General features: G+C 64.5%; 12 protein-coding genes. 3 read left to right on the forward strand and 9 right to left on the reverse strand.

Translation table 11 applies throughout. The annotated features are described in order from the left end of the window. Nucleotides 1–7: 7 nt before the first annotated feature. The 9 genes from ACT6Q8_RS21455 to ACT6Q8_RS21495 all read right to left on the reverse strand — a co-directional run bounded on the left by ACT6Q8_RS21455 (nt 8) and on the right by ACT6Q8_RS21495 (nt 14509). Nucleotides 8–1057 carry a LacI family DNA-binding transcriptional regulator gene (locus tag ACT6Q8_RS21455; RefSeq protein WP_054170435.1) on the reverse strand — a complete coding sequence of 350 codons (1050 nt, stop codon included), beginning with the start codon at nt 1055–1057 and terminating at the stop codon, nt 8–10. Nucleotides 1058–1283: 226 nt separating this feature from the next. Continuing rightward, nucleotides 1284–2693: a sugar porter family MFS transporter gene (locus ACT6Q8_RS21460; RefSeq protein ID WP_054170434.1), complete on the reverse strand. Its 1410-nt coding sequence runs from the start codon at nt 2691–2693 to the stop codon at nt 1284–1286. A gap of 230 nt (nt 2694–2923) precedes the next feature. Beyond that, a complete protein-coding gene (locus ACT6Q8_RS21465; RefSeq protein ID WP_444734448.1) occupies nt 2924–4711 on the reverse strand; it encodes an IlvD/Edd family dehydratase in 1788 nt (595 codons plus the stop codon). Next, entirely contained in the window at nt 4708–5589 is an 882-nt protein-coding gene (locus ACT6Q8_RS21470) for an SMP-30/gluconolactonase/LRE family protein (protein ID WP_054170432.1), read from the reverse strand. The genes ACT6Q8_RS21465 and ACT6Q8_RS21470 overlap by 4 nt, the downstream gene beginning before the upstream one ends. Next, nucleotides 5586–6347 carry an SDR family NAD(P)-dependent oxidoreductase gene (locus tag ACT6Q8_RS21475; protein ID WP_444734449.1) on the reverse strand — a complete coding sequence of 254 codons (762 nt, stop codon included), beginning with the start codon at nt 6345–6347 and terminating at the stop codon, nt 5586–5588. Before ACT6Q8_RS21475 ends, ACT6Q8_RS21470 begins: the two co-directional genes overlap by 4 nt. A 73-nt stretch (nt 6348–6420) precedes the next feature. Beyond that, complete coding sequence (locus tag ACT6Q8_RS21480) at nt 6421–7599, reverse strand: fumarylacetoacetate hydrolase family protein (RefSeq protein WP_444734450.1); 1179 nt, start codon at nt 7597–7599, stop codon at nt 6421–6423. A 177-nt stretch (nt 7600–7776) separates the two neighbouring features. Further along, entirely contained in the window at nt 7777–10179 is a 2403-nt protein-coding gene (locus ACT6Q8_RS21485; RefSeq protein ID WP_444734451.1) for a glycoside hydrolase family 3 N-terminal domain-containing protein, read from the reverse strand. A 263-nt stretch (nt 10180–10442) separates the two neighbouring features. Further along, nucleotides 10443–12389 carry a sialate O-acetylesterase gene (locus ACT6Q8_RS21490; RefSeq protein ID WP_444734452.1) on the reverse strand — a complete coding sequence of 649 codons (1947 nt, stop codon included), beginning with the start codon at nt 12387–12389 and terminating at the stop codon, nt 10443–10445. After that, nucleotides 12386–14509 carry an alpha-glucuronidase family glycosyl hydrolase gene (locus tag ACT6Q8_RS21495; protein WP_444734453.1) on the reverse strand — a complete coding sequence of 708 codons (2124 nt, stop codon included), beginning with the start codon at nt 14507–14509 and terminating at the stop codon, nt 12386–12388. Before ACT6Q8_RS21495 ends, ACT6Q8_RS21490 begins: the two co-directional genes overlap by 4 nt. A gap of 503 nt (nt 14510–15012) precedes the next feature. On the opposite strand from ACT6Q8_RS21495, the gene ACT6Q8_RS21500 reads away from it, so the two are divergent. The 3 genes from ACT6Q8_RS21500 to ACT6Q8_RS21510 all read left to right on the forward strand — a co-directional run bounded on the left by ACT6Q8_RS21500 (nt 15013) and on the right by ACT6Q8_RS21510 (nt 18390). Next, a complete protein-coding gene (locus tag ACT6Q8_RS21500) occupies nt 15013–15738 on the forward strand; it encodes a GntR family transcriptional regulator (RefSeq protein ID WP_444734454.1) in 726 nt (241 codons plus the stop codon). 25 nt (nt 15739–15763) lie between these two features. After that, on the forward strand, nt 15764–16972 hold the full coding sequence (manD, locus tag ACT6Q8_RS21505) for a D-mannonate dehydratase ManD (protein ID WP_054170040.1): 1209 nt from the start codon (nt 15764–15766) through the stop codon (nt 16970–16972). 146 nt (nt 16973–17118) lie between these two features. Beyond that, a complete protein-coding gene (locus ACT6Q8_RS21510; RefSeq protein ID WP_444734455.1) occupies nt 17119–18390 on the forward strand; it encodes an MFS transporter in 1272 nt (423 codons plus the stop codon). The last annotated feature ends 75 nt before the right edge of the window (nt 18391–18465 follow it).

Raw genomic sequence — 18465 nt, forward strand, 5'->3', positions numbered from 1 at the left:
TCCGGTTTTATTCGACCGGGATCGTGCTTTCCCGCTTCACCAGCTTGTAAGCCAGCAGCTTCTGTTCCGGCCCGTCGCCACTGCGGCCCGGCTGCCATTTGTTGCGCATGGCATTGGCCAGGGCGGCCACGGCGGCCTTGCCCATGGCGGCGATGGGCTGGCGGATGGTGGTCAGCGGCGGCCAGACGGTGGTGGCGATCAGCGTATCGTCGAAACCGGCCACCGACAGATCGTTCGGCACATCCAGATGCAGCCGGTGCGCGACAGAGATGGTCGCGGCGGCCATGTCATCATTGGCCGCGAAGATGGCGGTCGGTCGCGGGTCGGCGGCCAGCAGCTTTTCCGCCGCCTCCAGGCCCGATGCGTAATCATACTGGCCCTGTTCGACCAGGATGTCGGCGGGTTTCAGCCCCGCCTCGGTGCAGGCATCCATGAAACCATGATAGCGCATGTCCGACGCCGACTGGTTCTTGTTGCCTTTGATATAGCCGATGCGGGTATGGCCAAGACCGATCAGATGCTCCGTCATCTGCTTGGAGGCCGCGTAATTGTCGATGCGGATGGTGGGCAGATGCGGGTTGGGCCGGCCCGTGGCCACGGCCACCGCCAGCACATTCGCCTCTTCCAGCATGGTCAGGATCGGCTTGGACTCACACAGCGGCGGCGGCAGGATGAAGGCATTGACGCCACCGGCCAGCAGACGCGTCACCGACGCCGTCGCCTTGGCCGTGCCGGCGCATTTTTCCACCACCAGCTGATGGCCTTCCCGGCTGCTTTCATCCAGGGCGCCCACCAGGAATTCCGACAGATAGGCGCTGGACGGGTTGGAATAAAGCAGGCCGATGCGCAGCACCTCAGAGCCTGCCAGACGGCGGGCGGCAGGGTTGGGGGTGTAGTTCAGTTCCTTGATCGCCACTTCGACCAGGGCGCGGGTATTCTCGTTGACCTTGTCATCCTTGTTGATGACGCGGGACACCGTCATGGATGAAACACCGGCACGGGCCGCCACCTCACGGATGGTCACCGCCTGGGTACCGCGCCGCCGTTGTCTTTCCATGATCACCCCTGGATTTGAAACCGCCCCTTTATTGGCCTTGTCGGCCTCGCGCGCAACCGTTTCCGGTATGCGTCGCTCCCTCACCCTCCCATCGGCTGGTGCCGACGGGCCCCTCCCTGTCCCGCAGACGGGCGAGGGGCGAAATTTCCACCCCTCGCCCACGTAGGTGGGAGAGGGAGGGGCCCAAGTCGGAAGGCTTGGGAGGGTGAGGGAGCCACGCCTGCAATCAGCCTTCCATCTTCTCCAGCTCCCGACCCTTCGTCTCATGCACCATGGCGCGCACGAAGAAGAAGGAGATGAGCGCGAAGAAGGCGTAGAAGCCATAGGCACCCGTCAGGCCGATGGTCGTCAGCATGATGGGGAAGGTCATGGTGATGCCGAAATTGGCCGTCCACTGGGCAAAGCCCGACACGGCCAGACCGGAGCCACGGATCTGGTTGGGGAACATCTCACCCAGCATGACCCACATGACGGGGCCCCAGGAGAAATTGAACAGCACCGCATAGGCATTGGCGCTGATCAGGGCGATCACACCGACATTGTCGGACAGATGCAGCTTGCCATCGACGATGGAGCCGGACGCAAAGCAGGCGACCATGATGCCCAGCGTGATGGCCATGCCCGCCGACCCGATGGCCAGCAGCGGCTTGCGCCCCAGCTTGTCCACCAGCGCCATGGAGGCAAGGCAGCCCAGGATGGACAGTGCGCCCGACAGGATGTTGATGCGCAGCGCGTCGGCCTCGGAGAAACCCACCGCCTGCCACAGGACGGCGCCGTAATAGAACACGACATTGATGCCGACTAGCTGCTGGAACACGGCCAGACCGATACCGACCCAGACGATGGGACGGACCTTGCCCGTGGCCTTGTCCAGAAGGTCGGACAGCTTGGGCTTGTGCTGATCCTGGGCCAGGCTTTCGCGGATTTCCACGACCTTGGCGGCACCGGCAACGGGGCCGAACAGGCGGGTCAGGACGGCCTTCGCCTCTTCATCCCGGCCCTTCACCACCAGATAGCGCGGGCTTTCCGGGATGATCAGCAGGGCGCCTAGGAACAGGCTGGCCGGGATGATCTGCGCCCAGAACATCCAGCGCCAGGCCTCATAGCCCAGCCAGAACGGCTCCGTCGAGCCGCCGGCATAATGGGCGATCAGGTAATTGCCCAGGAAGGCGCCGGTCAGGCCGGAGATGATCATGATCTGCTGCACCGAGGACAGGCGGCCACGGATGGAGGCCGGCGTCACTTCGGAGATGTAGGCAGGCGACAGGACCGAGGCCGCGCCCACCGCCAGACCGCCGATCAGGCGGGCAATGACGAACACGGTGGAGCTGTGGGCTGCACCCGTGCCGATGGCGGACAGGATGAACAGCAGGGCTGCGATCATCATCACATTGCGGCGGCCCATGATATCGGCCAGCCGCGCTGCGCTGAACGCGCCAGCGGCACAGCCCAGCAGGATCGACGCGACATTGAAGCCGGTATCGATGCTGTTCGAATTGAAGGCCTTCTTCAGGCCTTCCACGGTGCCGTTGATGACGCCGCTGTCATAGCCGAACATGAAGCCGCCGATGGTCGCCACCGCCACGATGGCGGCGACATAGCCCATATTGACCTGTTCCTCCTGGGAACCGCTCATCACTGTCTCCTTGTTGTTGTTCGGCCGCGGTTGACCCCGGCCATCCCCCCGAAACGCACTCTCCGGATGTCGTTCCCTCACCCTCCCAAGCCTTTCGGCTTGGGCCCCTCCCTCTCCCACGTTCGTGGGCGAGGGGTTTTAATTTCGCCCCTCGCCCGCTTGGGCGGGAGAGGGAGGGGCCCGTTGGCGTCAGCCAATGGGAGGGTGAGGGAACAACGAAACCACCAGCCTCAATGATTGTGGCGCGGTGTTTCGTCCGCCACGCCACGGTACTTCAAGGCCATTTCCAGACAGCCGCCGCTGTCCAGCTGGCCCACATGATCGCGGTAAAGCTCCTGCCACGGCGTCTTGGAGGCCGGGATGGGCGGGGCGGGGTCTTCGGCCCGGCGCCGCGCCAGTTCCCCATCCTCGACCAGCATGTCGCAGGTGCCTTTGTTGATATCCAGGCGAATGATGTCGCCTGTGCGCAGCAGCGCCAGACCGCCGCCCGCCGCCGATTCCGGGCTGGCATTCAGGATGGACGGGCTGTCGGAGGTGCCCGACTGCCGCCCGTCGCCGATGGTGGGCAGGCTCTTGATGCCGCGCTTCAGCAGGGCATCGGGCGGCTGCATGTTCACCACCTCCGCCGAGCCGGGGAAGCCCAACGGGCCGGCCCCGCGCACCACCAGGATACAGTTCTCATCAATCCCCAGCGCCTCATCATTGATGCGCTCGTGATAATCGTCCGGCCCGTCAAAGACGATGGCCCGGCCTTCATAAACACCCTCATGACCGGGGCGCGACAAGTAGCGCTGACGGAAATCGTCAGAGATCACGCTGGTTTTCATGATGGCGAAATCGAACAGATTGCCCTTCAGCACCAGGAAGCCCGCCCGCGTCATCAGCGGCTTGTCATAGGCGAAGATGACCTCGCGGTCGTTCGTCTCCCGGCCCTGGATATTCTCGGCAACCGACTTGCCCGACACGGTCAGGCAGGTGGTGTCGATCTTGCCCGCGCCCGCCAGCTCGCACAGTACGGCGGGCACGCCACCGGCGCGGTGGAACCGTTCGCCCAGATATTTGCCAGCGGGCTGCAAATTCACCAGCAGCGGCACATCGTACCCGTACTGGCGCCAGTCATCATGGGTGATCTCGATGCCGGCATGGCGGGCCATGGCCACGATATGCGGCTGGGCATTGGTTGATCCGCCGATGGCGGCATTGGCGACGATGGCGTTGATGAAGGACTGGCGCGTCAGGATCTTGGACGGGCGCAGATCCTCATAGGCCATTTCCACGATGCGCCGGCCCGTCTCATACGCCATCTGCCCGCGTTCGCGGTAGGGTGCGGGGATGGCGGCACAGCCGGGCAGGGACAGGCCCAGCACCTCGGCAATGGCGTTCATGGTGCTGGCCGTGCCCATGGTGTTGCAGTGTCCGGCGGACGGCGCGCTGGCGGCGGCCAGTTCCAGGAATTCCTCTTCCGTGATCTCCCCGGCGGCCAGACGGCGGCGCCCGCGCCAGATGACGGTGCCGGACCCGACCAGATCGCCCTCGAACCAGCCATCCAGCATCGGCCCGCCCGACAGCACGATGGCCGGTATGTCCACCGTGCTGGCCGCCATCACGCCCGACGGCGTTGTCTTGTCGCAGCCCGTGGTCAGGACCACGGCATCAATGGGATAGCCGTGCAGAACCTCCACCAGACCCAGATAGGCCAGGTTGCGGTCCAGTGCCGCCGTCGGACGGCGGCAATTCTCAAAGATCGGATGGACGGGAAATTCGAACGGGATGCCGCCCGCATCGCGGATGCCGTCGCGCGTACGCTTAGCCAGTTCCACATGGATACGGTTGCAAGGGGACAGGTCGCTGCCCGTCTGCGCAATACCGATGATCGGCTTGCCGGAACGCAATTCCTTGGGCGTCAGGCCGTAATTCATGAAGCGTTCAAGATACAGCGCTGTCATGTCGGCGCGGCCCGGCGCATCGAACCATTCGCGCGACCGGAAACGGCGGGGGGCGTTGTTATCGCTGCTCATGCGCGCACCTTTGCGGGCGGAAGTCCGGCCACGGGGCTTTTGAATGTGAAAAGGCCGCCGGCCAGGGGCTGTGCCGCGCGCTGTTCATCATTGAGGTTCAAGGTGGCGGTGGTGGCATAGACCGTCTTCAGGTCCGGGCCGCCAAAGGCCAGCTTGGTGATATTGGAAACAGGGAAACGCACAAAGCCCAGCAGCGTACCATCGGGCGCATAGCGGCGGATACCCCAGCCGAAGAACAGCCCGACCCAGACGCAGCCCTCGCTGTCCACCGCCATCCCGTCGGGATAGCCTTCATCCTTGCCGATTCTGGCAAAGACACGGCGGTTAGCCAGGGAGCCGTCGGCCTGGATATCGGCGGCATAGATGGTCTGACCCAGCGTGTCGGTATGGTACAGAACCTTGCCATCCGGGCTGGTCGCGGGGCCGTTGGTGATGCAGATACCGTCCAGCACCCGCACCGGCTCCCCACCGGTCCAGTGATAGAAGGCACCGCTGTCGGCGCATTCACCATCGCTCATGCTGCCGAACCAGACGCGGCCCGTGGCATCGGTGAAACCGTCATTCAGGCGGTTGCCCACACGGTCGGCCTCAACACTGGTCAGCTTGGCAAAGCTGCCCGCCGCCGGATCGAAATGATACAGGCCGAAGGGCATGCCCACCACCAGCCCGCCGGACGCGCGGGGCAGGACAAAGCCCGGCTGGTCCGGGGCGGTCCAGCTGTCGCGCTTTCCCGTGGCCGGGTCCAGACGGTGGATCAGCCGCTTCTTGATATCGACGAACCAGAGCACGGATTTCTCCGCGTCCCAGCAGGCGCCTTCCAGAAGAATACCACCCAGTTCCCACAGAGGATCGGGCTTGATGGAGGAAAGATCGGTCATCGCCACCCCGCATCGACGAAGTAGTTGTGCGCCGTGCACAGCCGCGCATCGTCGGAGGCCAGGAATAGCACCATTGCCGCGATATCGCGCGGTTCAACACGCTGTTTCAGGCACTGCAGGCCCAGCATGCGGGCCTCTTCCTCCGGATTGTGCCAGAGGCGCATCTGGCGCGGGGTCTTCACCCCGCCCGGCACGACACAGGTGACGCGGATATTATCCTCACCCAGATCGCGGGCCAGCGCGCGGGTCATGCCCTCGATCGCGGCCTTGGCCGTCTGGTACAGGGCGATTTCCGGCAGGGCCAGATGCCAGGAGATGGAGCCGAGATTGATGATGGCCCCGCCGCCATTGGCCTTCATCGACTGGGCAACCGCCTGGGCCGCGAAGAACAGGTGGCGCAGGTTCACCGCCATGCGGTTGTCCCAGTATTCGGGCGTCACCTCTTCGACCTTGTGGCGGTCATCATTGGCGGCATTATTCACCAGGACATCGATACCACCCTCGGCCGCGATAATGCCGTTGATGGTGGATTTGACCGCGTCCAGATCGGTCAGGTCACAGCGCTGGAAGTGCGGCGGCACCTCCGCGACCGACAGGCTGGCCAGCAATTCCTCGCTGTCCTGGACCGCCACATCGACGAAATGGACGCGGGCCCCCTGTCGGACAAAGGCCTCCACCAGGCCGGCGCCGATGCCGGAACCGCCGCCGGTGATCAGCACCCGCTTTCCGCGCAGGCTGGGGTAAATCGCATGGGTCATGATGGGTAATCCAGGGTGGGGCGTTGCATTGACAGATTGGGGAAGGAGACAGATCAGGAAAGGGCGAAGGCGATCAGGCGCGCAGCAGGCCGCGGCGGGCCAGATTGCGCATCAGATCACCGATGCCGAAGTTCCATTCCGGCGCCTCATGGCAGCCGACAACCTTGTTGGACAAACTGCCAAGACGGGGGCTGGCGATCGTGACGATGTCGCCTCTCTTATGGGTGAAACCCTTGCCGGGCGCGTCGCGGTCATCGATGGGCGCGAACAGGGTGCCCATGAACAACACGAAACCGTCCGGGTACTGATGGTTCTTGGAAATGGTCTGGCCCACCAGATCCAGCGGATCGCGGCTGATGAAGGCCATGTTGGACTTGCCGTTCAGGACAAACCCATCCTCGCCCGTCACGCTCACCGTCACCTCGGCATTGCGGACATCATCGATGGTGAAATTGCCGTCGAACAGGCGGATGAAGGGTCCCAGCGCGCAGGACGCGTTATTGTCCTTGGCCTTGGACAGAAGCAGGGCCGACCGCCCCTCAAAATCCCGCAGGTTCACGTCATTGCCCAGTGTCGCGCCATGGACACGGCCCTTACCATCGACGGCCAGCGCCAGTTCCGGCTCCGGATTGTTCCAGTCGCTGTCCGACCGCACACCGATATGGGTACCCCAGCCGACGGACGACAGGGTCGGGCCTTTGGTGAAAATCTCCGCATCCGGGCCGATGGCAACTTCCAGATATTGCGACCACAGGCCATCAGCGATCAGCGCCTGCTTCAGCGAGGCGGCTTCGGGCGAACCCGGTTTGACCGCGCGCAGGTCGGTGCCGATGCGGGCCGACAGGTCGGCGCGGATTTCATTGGCCTTGGCATAATCGCCCCGTGCCCGCTCCTCGATCACGCGTTCCAGGGCGGATACGGCAAAGGTGACGCCGGCGGCCTTGATGCAGTGCAGGTCGATGGGGGGCAGCAAGGCCGGCGCGCCGGGAAGCGGTTCCCCCCAGGCGAGCGCCACCTTGATACCGCCGGCATCGCCCAGATCCTTGCCACCATCGGGCAGGGCACCGTCCGGCAGGCCGTTCAGCAGGTCCGCCACCGTCGGCGCCTGTTCGGACAGGTCATAAAGCCGCCCGCCCTTGATCAGCACCGGCGATGGCCCCTGTCCGAAATCCATGCGGCCCAGCAATTGCGCATCGCGCCAATCGGCGGGCAGGAAATCGGTCAGCAGGGCGGGGGCGGGGCAGGCGGACATCGTCAAGAAACTCCCTGGATGGGGCGTAGAGTTTAGCGGTTACGCGAAGGAATTGATAGCGGTAACAGAGAGATCGTAGGTCAGGTCGGGGGCAAAGCCCTCGCCCTGACAGAAAAGGCTGAAATTTTTGCTGTCAGGGCGAGCCTCCGGCTCGACCTGACCTACGCCGTCTCTTTCTCAAACCACTTTCAACTGCACCGACTTCAACTCAACGGAGTCGAATCCGGCGCTGATGGTGAAGACACCCGGTTCCACCACCCGCTTCATGTCGATATTCCAGATCGACAGATCTTCGGGCGTCAGGGTGAAGCGGACCGTCGTGCTGGCCCCGGCGGCGAGGGTCACGCGCTGGAACCGCTTCAGCTCTTTGATGGGCCTTGTGACCGACGCCTCTTCATCGCGCAGATAGATCTGCACTACCTGATCGGCGGTGCGCGCCCCGGTATTGCGGATGGTCACGGAGATATCGACGCTGTCGGCCACCCCGATCTGGCCGCGCGACAGGGTCGGCGCATCCATTTCAAAGGTCGAATAGGTGAGGCCGAACCCGAACGGGAACAAAGGCGTCACATCATCGAACAAGTAACCACGGCGCGCCGACGGCTTGGCGTTGTAATAGACGGGCAGCTGCCCGACGCTGCGCGGAATGGTGATGGGCAACTTGCCGCCCGGCGACACCTTGCCGAACACGACATCAGCCACGCCGTTGCCTGTCTCCTGGCCCAGATACCAGCCTTCGATCAGGGCATCGGCTTTTTCCACCAGCCGGTTGACGGTCAGCGGACGGCCATTCAGCAGCAGGATGATGACCTTCTTGCCGGTCTTGAACATGGCCTCGGCCAGATCGGACTGACGGCCATAGAGTTCCAGGCTGGCGCGGTCGCCCAGATGGGTCTTGGCCCAGGCCTCGCGGCTCAACTGCTCATTCTCGCCCAGCACCATCAGGATCGTGTCGGCCTTGGCCGCCTTGGCCACGGCCTCGGCGATCAGGGCGTCGTTTTCGGCATCGGGGATCGGCTCGACCTTGTCCTCTTCCCAGACACGCTGACGCGTCAGGCGCACGCCTTCAGCGTACTCGACCTTCAGACCCTTGCCGGCGGCGGCGGTCAGACCCTCGACCACCGACACGACCTTGCGCGGCACTTCGGAATAGCCGCCGATGGGCGTGTCCTTAGCGTGGGTGCCGACCACCAGCAATGTGCCGGCGGCGTTGGGGTTCAGCGGCAGGGCGTTGTTGGCATTCTTCAGCAGCACCATGGACCGGGCCGCCGCCTCACGCGCCAGGGCAATGGCATCGGGTGTCGCCGTCAGCTTGTCCGCCACCTTGGCATCGACATAGGGGTTTTCGAACAGGCCCGCCTCGAACTTCATGCGCAGGACGCGGCGCACGGCGGTATCGATCTTGTCGACCGAAACCTTGCCCTCCTTCACCAGACCGGGCAGCAGGGGATAGGCCTCGCCATCCGGCAGTTCGATATCCACACCGGCATTCAGCGCGCGCACCGCGCCGTCGGCCAGATCGCGGGTCATGTGATGCACGGTGTTCAATTCGCGCACCGCGAAATAATCGCTGACTAGCGCACCCTTATAGCCCCACTCCTTGCGCAGGACCGTGTCCAGCAGCCAATGGTTGGCATGGCTGGGAACTCCGTCCACCTCGTTATAGGAGGGCATGATGGAACGGATGGGCAGGTTCTTGACGGCCCGTTCGAACGGCACCAGGAAATTCTCGCGCAGGGTGCGCTCAGAAATCGGGGCCGGACCGACATTGGTGCCGCTTTCCGGCTGGCCATGGCCCGTCATGTGCTTCAGCGTGACGAGGACCTTGTCCTTGGCCAGCGGCAGGGTCGTGCCCTGGAAACCCTTCATGGCGGCCAAGCCCATTTCGGAGACCAGCCACGGGTCTTCGCCATAGGTTTCCTCCGTCCGGCCCCAGCGCGGGTCGCGGACGATATCGACCACAGGGGCCAGCGCCAGATGCACGCCGCGCAGGCGCATTTCGCGCGCGGCCACGCCGAAGATACGCTCCACGAGGCCCGTATCCCAGGAACTGGCCAGCGCCATGGATTGCGGGAAGCTGGTGGCCCCGCGCGCCACGAAGCCATGCAGCGCTTCTTCGTGGAAAATCAGCGGGATGCCCAGGCGCGTCTGTTCAACGGCCCATTTCTGGGCATCGTTGACGTAAGTTGCGGCCTCCAGCCCCTCCCGGTTGATGATATTGGCCTTGGCGCCGGCGGCGATGGGCGCGCCATCCTTGTCCACGGCACCCACCCGGTCACCGGGGCGGGAGATTTGGCCCAGCCCGTTGGGGAAGGCCTTGGCGGCGCGCTTGGCGTCGAAACCGCCCTTGTCATTATTGACCAGCTTCTTGTCCTGCCAGATGCCGATCATCTGGGCCACCTTCTCTTCCAGCGTCATGCGCGAAAGAAGGTCCTCGATCCGCTGATCGATGGGCAGGGCGGGATTGCGATAGGGTTCCTTGCCAGCGGCAAAGGCGATGGTGGCGGGTACGGCCGCGGCGGAGGTAAGCGCCAGCAGGCTGGCGCCGAACAGTCGGCGTGACAGCTTGGGTGTCGTCACTGAATTTTCCTCCCGGTGTCTTTGCTCTATCGTCGCCCTCTGTCGGGGCGATGGTAGCGCTATCATTGGGTACATTGGCGGTGATGTCAATGCGGGTGTTGGGGTGGCGTCGCTCCCTCACCCTCCCAAGCCTTGGCAGGCTTGGGCCCCTCCCTCTCCCGCAGGCGGGCGAGGGAGGAACTTTTCGCCCCTCGCCCACGAAAGTGGGAGAGGGAGGGGGCCGTTGGCGCCAGCCAATGGGAGGGTGAGGGAACCACGCTCCCTCATTTCACTACCGCCTCAAACGGCCCCGGCGGCTGCCGGGCGCTGTCCTGCAGGTTGCAGATGGGGCTCTCGGCCCAGCAATAGCGCACGCGAACCGCCGGTCCGCCGCCCACAGGCAACACAACAGTATCGCCCTTCAGGTCGGCATCGACGAAGCGGCAGGTGCCCGGCCCCTCGCCACACAGCTCAAACCCCAGCGGGCGGTGATAGGACAGGGCCTTCAGGCTGCCATCGATATCGGTGAAGCGCACCGATACGGTGTCGCCGGTCCGGGTAACGGCGGCGGGCAGCGGGCCGGAGGGGGCAATATTCTCCCCTCGCACCACCTTGCGCGCCGCACGGACCAGGCGTTTGGCCACGATCTGCTTGTTGGCGGGGTGGATGTCGTACCAGTCGCCCACGCCCAACGCCACGGCCAGCCCCGCCTTGGCATCGGCGGCCACCGCCGCCCGCTGGCTTTCGCGCAAACTGGCCCAGCCGCTTTCCATGGGCTTTTCCTGCGGATAGCCCCATTCCGGCAGTTGCACCACCAGGAACGGCAGGTCGGCGCCCAATTGCCGCCGCCAGCCCGCCATCAGGCCGGCCAGCAGGGATTTATACTGCGTCGGCTTAGCCGTGTTGCTTTCCCCCTGGTACCAGAGAGCGGCACGCACGCCATAGGGGCCAATGGGGGCCAGCATAGCATTGTGGATGGTGGACAGGCCGTCCACCGTGCCCCAGGGCGCATGCGGCGTGTTGCTGGTATCCACGGGCGCTGGCCGGTACTGCCAGGGTGTGGGCAGGGTCAGCAGGCTGCCGTCGGCCAGCTCGATGGCCTGCGCTTCTGCCGAACCGTATAGCCCGCCATCGCCATAGCCATCCAGGATGGCCACCGTGATGGTGTTGACCCCGGGTTTCAGCGTGCCGGGCTGAAGCGGGTAGCGGCGGGGATCGCCGGGGCCGTACAGGCTGCCGACCGGGGTGCCGTTCACCCAGGTGACATCCAGATCATCGACGGGACCCAGGTGCAGCGCCACGCCGGCCTTCGCCTGTTCCGCCGTCAGGGTGATGCTGGCGCGCATCCAGACAAGGCCGTTATAGGCGGCCAGTTCCGGTACACCCCAGGTTTCCCAGGCGCGGAAGCTGGCGGGCGCATCGCGCCAGCCCTCGCCCTGGCCCGGCGCCTCGGTCCAGGGCGTGCCCTTGCCCACCCCTTTCCACCAGTTCTGCCAGCTGTCGGTGAAGCCGCGCACGCCCTCTGTCCGGTTGCTGTCATATTTGGCCAGGAAGGTCAGGTCGTCCTGATATTCCGTCTGCAGGCGCAGGTCCTCTGCCGGCATCCAGGCCTCGATGGTGGACCCGCCCCAGGCGGTGTTGATCAGGCCGACGGGCACATCCTCCAGCTTGCGCATCTCGCGTCCGAAGAAATAGCAGACGGCCGACATGTCGCCGACGCTTTGCGGGGAAATCACTTGCCAGCGCACGGGCTTGGCAAAGTCGCGCTTGGGTGCCGTGGCGGTGTCGCGCTCCACATTCAGATAGCGCATCAACGGCTGGTTGGCGCGCTGCCCCGTCTCGTTATAGGCGTCGAGCGAGCGGCGGACCTGCATCTCCATGTTCGACTGGCCGGAACAGAGATAGACATCGCCGACCAGCACATCATTTGCCGCCTGTTCGGCGCTGGGGCTCTTGGCCTTCAAGGTGAAAGGCCCGCCGGCCTGCAGCGCCGGCAAGGTTGCCTGCCATCGCCCATCCTTGCCGGCCTTCGCGGTGATCTGCGCATTGCCCAGGGTGACGGTCACCGGTTCCCCCGGCTTGGCCGTCCCCCAGACGGCAATCGGCTTGTCCCGTTGCAGCACACCATGATCCTGAAACATCGGGTGCAGCAGGGGCGCATCGGCAGCCAGCGCGGGCAGGGGGGAAAGCGTCAGAAGCGCCGCCCCCAGCAACAGGGATCGTTTGGTCATTTGCCATCTCCCGGCGCGAAGGGGAAGGACAGGGACTGGTAAGTAGACAGGCTTTCCGGCGGTGCCTTCTCGCCCGGCGGCAGGGGCAGGCCGTTGATCGATTGCCAATAGGCGACGCTGGCATCGCGCCACCATTGGGCTTCCTTCTGCTGGATCGACAGGAAGGCGGCGGTCTGCTGCCAGCGTGCGTCATCGACCTTGCCACGCAAACCCTCCCAGGTGCGGCGCATGGTGGCGACGCTGCCGATACCCTGACCATAGCGGTACAGAAGCTCGGCCCACAGCGTGCGGCCCGTGGACAGCTTCTCCTGCCAGCCGACATGGTGGAACCAGAGCAGGAATTCCGGCGGCGTAGTCTTCACCTTGTCGAACCGGTCGGCCCAGTATTTCGCGTACTGATCCACGGCCCCCGTGCCCCGGCGGGTGCGGTCGAAGCCGATCCCGTCCTTGGTGGCGCGGTGATAATAGACGGAGGTCCAGTCGGCGCGCGGGCCGCCTTCGACCCAGGGAGCGGGGCCATAATGATGCCCGCGTCCCATCAAATGGTGCAGGCCGATGGGCGTCATGTAATCCACCACGGCCTGATGCGACGGCATCATCATGGACAGGATCGGGTTGATAATGGCCGGATCGGGGCCAAAGGTGGCGGCGGCCCATTCGCGCGCGATGGCGTCGGACGTCAGGTCATGGTTCCAGGCCAGACGGCCATAGGCGTACCAGTTGGCCTGATCGAAGGTGGAACCGGACCAGTTGCGGTCGCTGCCGATATTGGCCACGCCGGCCATGGCCGACAGTCTGTGCCCGTCCAGGCTACCATCCACCACCTTGGCAACCGTCGAGCCCTTTTTCGGGCGGAACGTGTCGGCGTCCAGCACCTCCTTCCACATCGGCGCCAGATAGGCCAGATGGGTGGCAAAGCCCAGATATTCCTTGGTGATCTGGAATTCCATCATCAGCGGCGTCTTCGGCATGGCGCCGAACAGCGGATGGAATGGCTCACGCGGCTGGAAATCGATGGCGCCGTTCTTCACCTGCACCAGGACATTGTCGCGGAATTTGCCGTCCAGCGGCACAAACTCCGTATAGGCCTGTTTGGCGCGGTCGTCGGGCGTCTCGTGGCTGTAGACGAAGGCCCGCCACATGACGATGCCACCATGGGGGCTGACCGCATCGGCCAGCATGTTGGCCCCGTCGGCATGGGTGCGGCCATAATCCTGCGGCCCCGGCTGACCTTCCGAATTGGCCTTCACCAGGAAGCCACCGAAATCGGGGATGATGGAATAGATCTCATCCGCCTTGGCCTTCCACCAGGCCGCCACGGCGGGGTCGGCCGGGTCGGCATGGGGCAGGCCGCCGATTTCCTTGGGCGCGGAGAATCTGGCCGTCAGGTAGATCTTGATGCCATAGGGCCGGAACACCGCCGCCAGGGCCGCGACCTTTTCCAGATAGGGCCGGGTCAGGATGGTGGCATTGGCATTCACATTGTTCAGCACGGTGCCATTGATGCCGACCGACGCATTGGCGCGGGCATAGTCGGTATAGCGCGGGTCCTTCCAGTCCGGCAGCTTGTGCCAGTCCCAGATCGATTCGCCCGCGTACCCCCGCTCCACATACCGGTCCATATTGTCCCAGTGGTTCAGGATGCGGCGGTCGATCTTCGGCACTTCCCGCACATTCAGCGCGGCCAGTGGGGCCGTTTCCTGCGCCAGACGCAGCAGGTGGAAAACGCCATAGAGCAGGCCCGTGCGCGACCCGCCGGCAATCACGGTGCGGTCGCCGACACTGCGGATGATGTAGCCGTCGGGGCCAAGCCCGCCCATGTCCAGGCCCAGTGCCTTAATGGCGGGATCATTGACGGTGCCCAGCAGCACCTTGCCCCCCATGGCGACCGGCACAGGCTTGCCCAGCAGGCCTGACAGGCCGCGCGACAGCTCCATCACAGCGGTGTCGTTGGCATCCGCCGCTTCGATGCTGCCCAGGCGGGTTTCCGTCTGGGAGAGGGCGGCACCGGTCAGCGGCCGGAATCGCAGCCACAGATCATAGCCGTCTTCCGCATGGGCGGAACCCAGCAAGCCGGCGGCCAGCAGCAGTCCTGCCAGCAGGCGTGCAATCACTCGCATTTTTCCTCCCTGCCGCCGGCCCCGTTTGAGGGGTGGGACCGGTCGTTTTCTCTGTTCTGCGGGGTGGTTCACTCACTCTCCCAAGCCTTTGCAGGCTTGGCCCCTCTCTCCCGCCCAACGGGCGAGGAAGGGGGCCACTGGCGCCAGCCGATGGCAGGGGGAGGGAACCGCGCCGTCTTTCACGAGACTATGGTAGCGCTATCAAAATTCCGCAAGAGAGCGCCCCGATCAGCTGGTATGGTAGTATGGATGTCGAAGAACGGCAACGGCCTTGTCGGCCATGGATCGCGATATTCGACGGATCATTGTCTCCCATGGTCCGGGTCGGACGCGAACTGCCGGCGCAGCGGCGGAATCATTTTACCGCTAACATTCGCGCTTGACCCTTTCTGGTATGGTAGTATACATGAATGGTAACGGCAACGACGACGCTATGATTGCCGCCGACGCTCTACCCGGTGACGGGTGCAGAGTTCGGGAATGAATGACAGGGAGTGGAACGGGTGGAACGGGACCAGGAAAGGCCCGGCCTGTGGCCGATCGACATGGACAGCAATGAGCCGGTGGCGCGCCGCGTCTTCCGGGAGTTGCGCCGTGCCATTGTCCGCATGGTGTTCCTGCCGGGACAGGCCCTTTCGGAACAGGAAATCGCTGACCAGCTGGGCGTTAGCCGTCAGCCGGTGCGGGAGGCCTTCATCAAGCTGGCGGATGCCGGCCTGTTGCAGATCAAGCCGCAGCGCGGTTCTTTCATCGTGAAGATCTCCGTCAAACAGGTCTTCGATGCCCGGTTCGTGCGCGAGGCGGTGGAAGTGGCGGTTGCGGCCCGTGCCGCGGCAGAGGCCAGCCCCCGCCATATCGAGGAATTTCGCGCCAACCTGAAGCAGCAGGCGATTGCCATCGAGGATCGTGACAATGGCCGCTTCATGGAGTTGGACGAGGCATTGCACCGGTCCATCGCCATGTCCGTCGGCTGTGACTATGCCTGGCGCGTGGTGGAGGAAACCAAGGCACAGATGGACCGCGTGCGGTACCTGTCCATGCCTGACGCGACACCGCTGCCGCGCCTGATCGCGCAGCATGCATCCATTGTGGATGCCATTGCCGCCCATGATTCCGACGCGGCGCAGGCGGCCATGCGTCTGCACCTGCGGGAAATCCTGGCCTCTCTGCCGGAGCTGGAGAAGCGGTTCCCCGCCCTGTTCAACCATGACATTCCGGACGCGCCATAGGGCGTTTCGTCCGCCGGAGCCGCTGATGCGCATTACCAACGCCTATTGCATCGTCACCTCGCCGGGACGCAACTTCGTGACGCTGAAGATCGTCACGGATGAGGGTGTGTACGGTATCGGTGACGCGACCCTGAACGGGCGCGAGCTGGCGGTGGAATCCTATCTGACCAATCATGTCATTCCCTGCCTGATCGGTCGTGACCCGCACCAGATCGAGGATATCTGGCAGTATCTCTATAAGGGCGCCTATTGGCGGCGCGGGCCGGTCACCATGTCGGCCATCGCGGCGGTCGATACCGCGCTGTGGGACATCAAGGCCAAGGCGGCGGGCATGCCGCTCTATCAGCTTCTGGGCGGGAAAAGCCGTGACGGCGTCATGGTCTACAGCCATGCCAATGGCCGCGACATCGAAGAGGCGATGGACCGTGTGGCCCAGTACAAGGAGAAGGGCTTCAAGGCCATCCGCGTACAGGCCGGCGTACCGGGCCTGGACAAGGTCTATGGCGTGCCCAAGGGCGGTTCGTACGAACCCGCCATCCGCGCCACCGTGCCGGACGAAAGCCTGTGGGCCACCGAACCCTATCTGGATTTCGCGCCCAAGCTGTTCGCAGCGGCGCGCGACCGGTTCGGCTGGGATCTGCATCTGCTGCATGATGTGCATCACCGCCTGACCCCGATTGAGGCCGCAAGGCTGGGCAAGTCGCTGGAACCCTATCGCCTGTTCTGGATGGAGGACCCGACGCCGGCGGAAAACCAGGAGGCGTTCCGCCTGATACGCCAGCATACGGTGACACCGGTGGCCGTTGGGGAGGTGTTCAACTCCATCCATGATTGCCGTGACCTGATCCAGAATCAGCTGATCGACTATATCCGCGCCACCATCGTGCATGCTGGCGGCATCACGCATCTGCGCCGCATCGCGGCGCTGGCCGAACTGTATCAGGTGCGCACCGGCTTCCATGGCGCCACCGACCTGTCGCCCGTCTGCATGGGCACGGCCCTGCACTTTGATACCTGGGTCCCGAATTTCGGCATCCAGGAATACATGATCCACGCGCCGGAAACCGACGCGGTCTTCCCCCATGCCTACAGCTTCAAGGATGGCTACCTGCATCCCGGCGAAGCCCCCGGCCATGGGGTGGATATCGATGAGGAACTGGCGAAGAAGTACCCCTACACGCAAGCCTACCTGCCGGTCGCCAGACTGCGGGATGGCAGCATGTGGGATTGGTGAGTTAGGACCGCTCGTCCGCTTACTTTCCGTCATCCCGGCGAAAGTTAAGGAGAGGCGGGGATTTTTTGGCTGTTGCACCCGTTTCCCCACCGTCGCGTCCCCGCGTCGGTGAACGCTCTTGCTTTGCCTGAAGGAACCGACCATTCATGCCCACCACCACCCGCCTTGGCCGACGTTGGATTGTCGTGGCGCTGCTGTTCGCGGCCACGGTGATCAACTATGTCGACCGGCAGATGCTGGGCCTGCTGAAGCCGACCTTGTCGGTGGAGTTTGGGTGGACGGAGACGGATTACGCCGACATCGTCTTTGTGTTCCAGGCCGCCTACGCCGTCTGTTATCTGCTGTTCGGGCGGTTCATCGATGTGATCGGGGCCCGCTGGGGCTATGCGCTGGCCTTCACGGTCTGGAACCTGGCCCATATCGCCCATGCCGCCGCGACCACCCTGGCGCAGTTCATGGCGGCGCGCCTGTTTCTGGGCGCTGGTGAGGCGGGGAACTTCCCGGCCGGCCTGAAGGCTGTGGCCGACTGGTTCCCCAAGCAGGAACGGGCGCTGGCGGTTGGTGTGTTCAATGCCGGGGCCAATATCGGGGCCATCATTACGCCGCTGATCGTGCCGGTCATCACCATCACCTGGGGCTGGCAGGCGGCTTTTGTGGTGACGGGTCTGCTGTCCTTCGTCTGGCTTGCCGCCTGGCTCGCCTTCTACCGCACGCCCGATCAGCATAAGGGCGTGACGGCGGAAGAACTGGCCCATATCCGCTCCGACCCCGCCGATCCGTCGGGCAAGGTCGGCTGGGGCGTGCTGGTCACGCGGCGGGAGACCTGGGCCTATGCCTTGGCCAAGTTCCTGACCGATCCGGTCTGGTGGCTGTTTCTGTTCTGGCTGCCCGACTTCCTGCACCGCACCTATGGGCTGGACCTGAAAGGGTTCGGGCCACCGCTGGTCGCCATTTACATCCTGTCGGATGTGGGGTCGGTGGCGGGCGGCTGGCTGTCCTCACGCATGATGCGGGGCGGGGTGCCGCTGAACCGGGCGCGCAAAACGGCCATGCTGGTCTGTGCCGCCTGCGTCCTGCCGGTCGTCTTTGCCACATCGGCTGCCGAACTGTGGGTGGCGGTGCTGATCCTGGGGCTGGCGACCGCCGGGCACCAGGGCTTCTCCGCCAACCTGCTGACCCTGCCGTCCGACCTGTTTCCCCGTGCCGCCGTCGCGTCCGTGGTGGGGATCGGCGGCATGGCCGGGGCCGTGGGCGGCATGCTGATGTCCAAGTTCACGGGATGGGTGCTGGATAGCACGGGCAGCTACACGCCCATCCTGCTGGTGGCCGCAGGTGCCTATCCGCTGGCCTTGTTGTTCCTGCATCTGCTGTCGCCGCGCCTGACACCGGCGGTGATCGGCGACGGCAGCGGGCCGTAACCCGCCCGGCTTCACCGGATGCATGGCCACCCGAAGGGGGGACCTGCATCTAAAGATGGTAGCGGTATCAGTATC

It is taken from the genome of Niveispirillum sp., from assembly GCF_052437035.1.
In the GTDB taxonomy this organism is placed as follows: domain Bacteria; phylum Pseudomonadota; class Alphaproteobacteria; order Azospirillales; family Azospirillaceae; genus Niveispirillum.

Excerpts from the sequence above, each read along its gene's own strand:
- ACT6Q8_RS21455 (WP_054170435.1), bottom strand. The coding sequence starts at position 1,057 with ATGGAAAGACAACGGCGGCGCGGTACCCAGGCGGTGACCATCCGTGAG.
- ACT6Q8_RS21460 (WP_054170434.1), bottom strand. The coding sequence starts at position 2,693 with ATGAGCGGTTCCCAGGAGGAACAGGTCAATATGGGCTATGTCGCCGCC.
- ACT6Q8_RS21465 (WP_444734448.1), bottom strand. The coding sequence starts at position 4,711 with ATGAGCAGCGATAACAACGCCCCCCGCCGTTTCCGGTCGCGCGAATGG.
- ACT6Q8_RS21470 (WP_054170432.1), bottom strand. The coding sequence starts at position 5,589 with ATGACCGATCTTTCCTCCATCAAGCCCGATCCTCTGTGGGAACTGGGT.
- ACT6Q8_RS21475 (WP_444734449.1), bottom strand. The coding sequence starts at position 6,347 with ATGACCCATGCGATTTACCCCAGCCTGCGCGGAAAGCGGGTGCTGATC.
- ACT6Q8_RS21480 (WP_444734450.1), bottom strand. The coding sequence starts at position 7,599 with ATGTCCGCCTGCCCCGCCCCCGCCCTGCTGACCGATTTCCTGCCCGCC.
- ACT6Q8_RS21490 (WP_444734452.1), bottom strand. The coding sequence starts at position 12,389 with ATGACCAAACGATCCCTGTTGCTGGGGGCGGCGCTTCTGACGCTTTCC.
- ACT6Q8_RS21495 (WP_444734453.1), bottom strand. The coding sequence starts at position 14,509 with ATGCGAGTGATTGCACGCCTGCTGGCAGGACTGCTGCTGGCCGCCGGC.
- manD (WP_054170040.1), top strand. The coding sequence starts at position 15,764 with ATGCGCATTACCAACGCCTATTGCATCGTCACCTCGCCGGGACGCAAC.
- ACT6Q8_RS21510 (WP_444734455.1), top strand. The coding sequence starts at position 17,119 with ATGCCCACCACCACCCGCCTTGGCCGACGTTGGATTGTCGTGGCGCTG.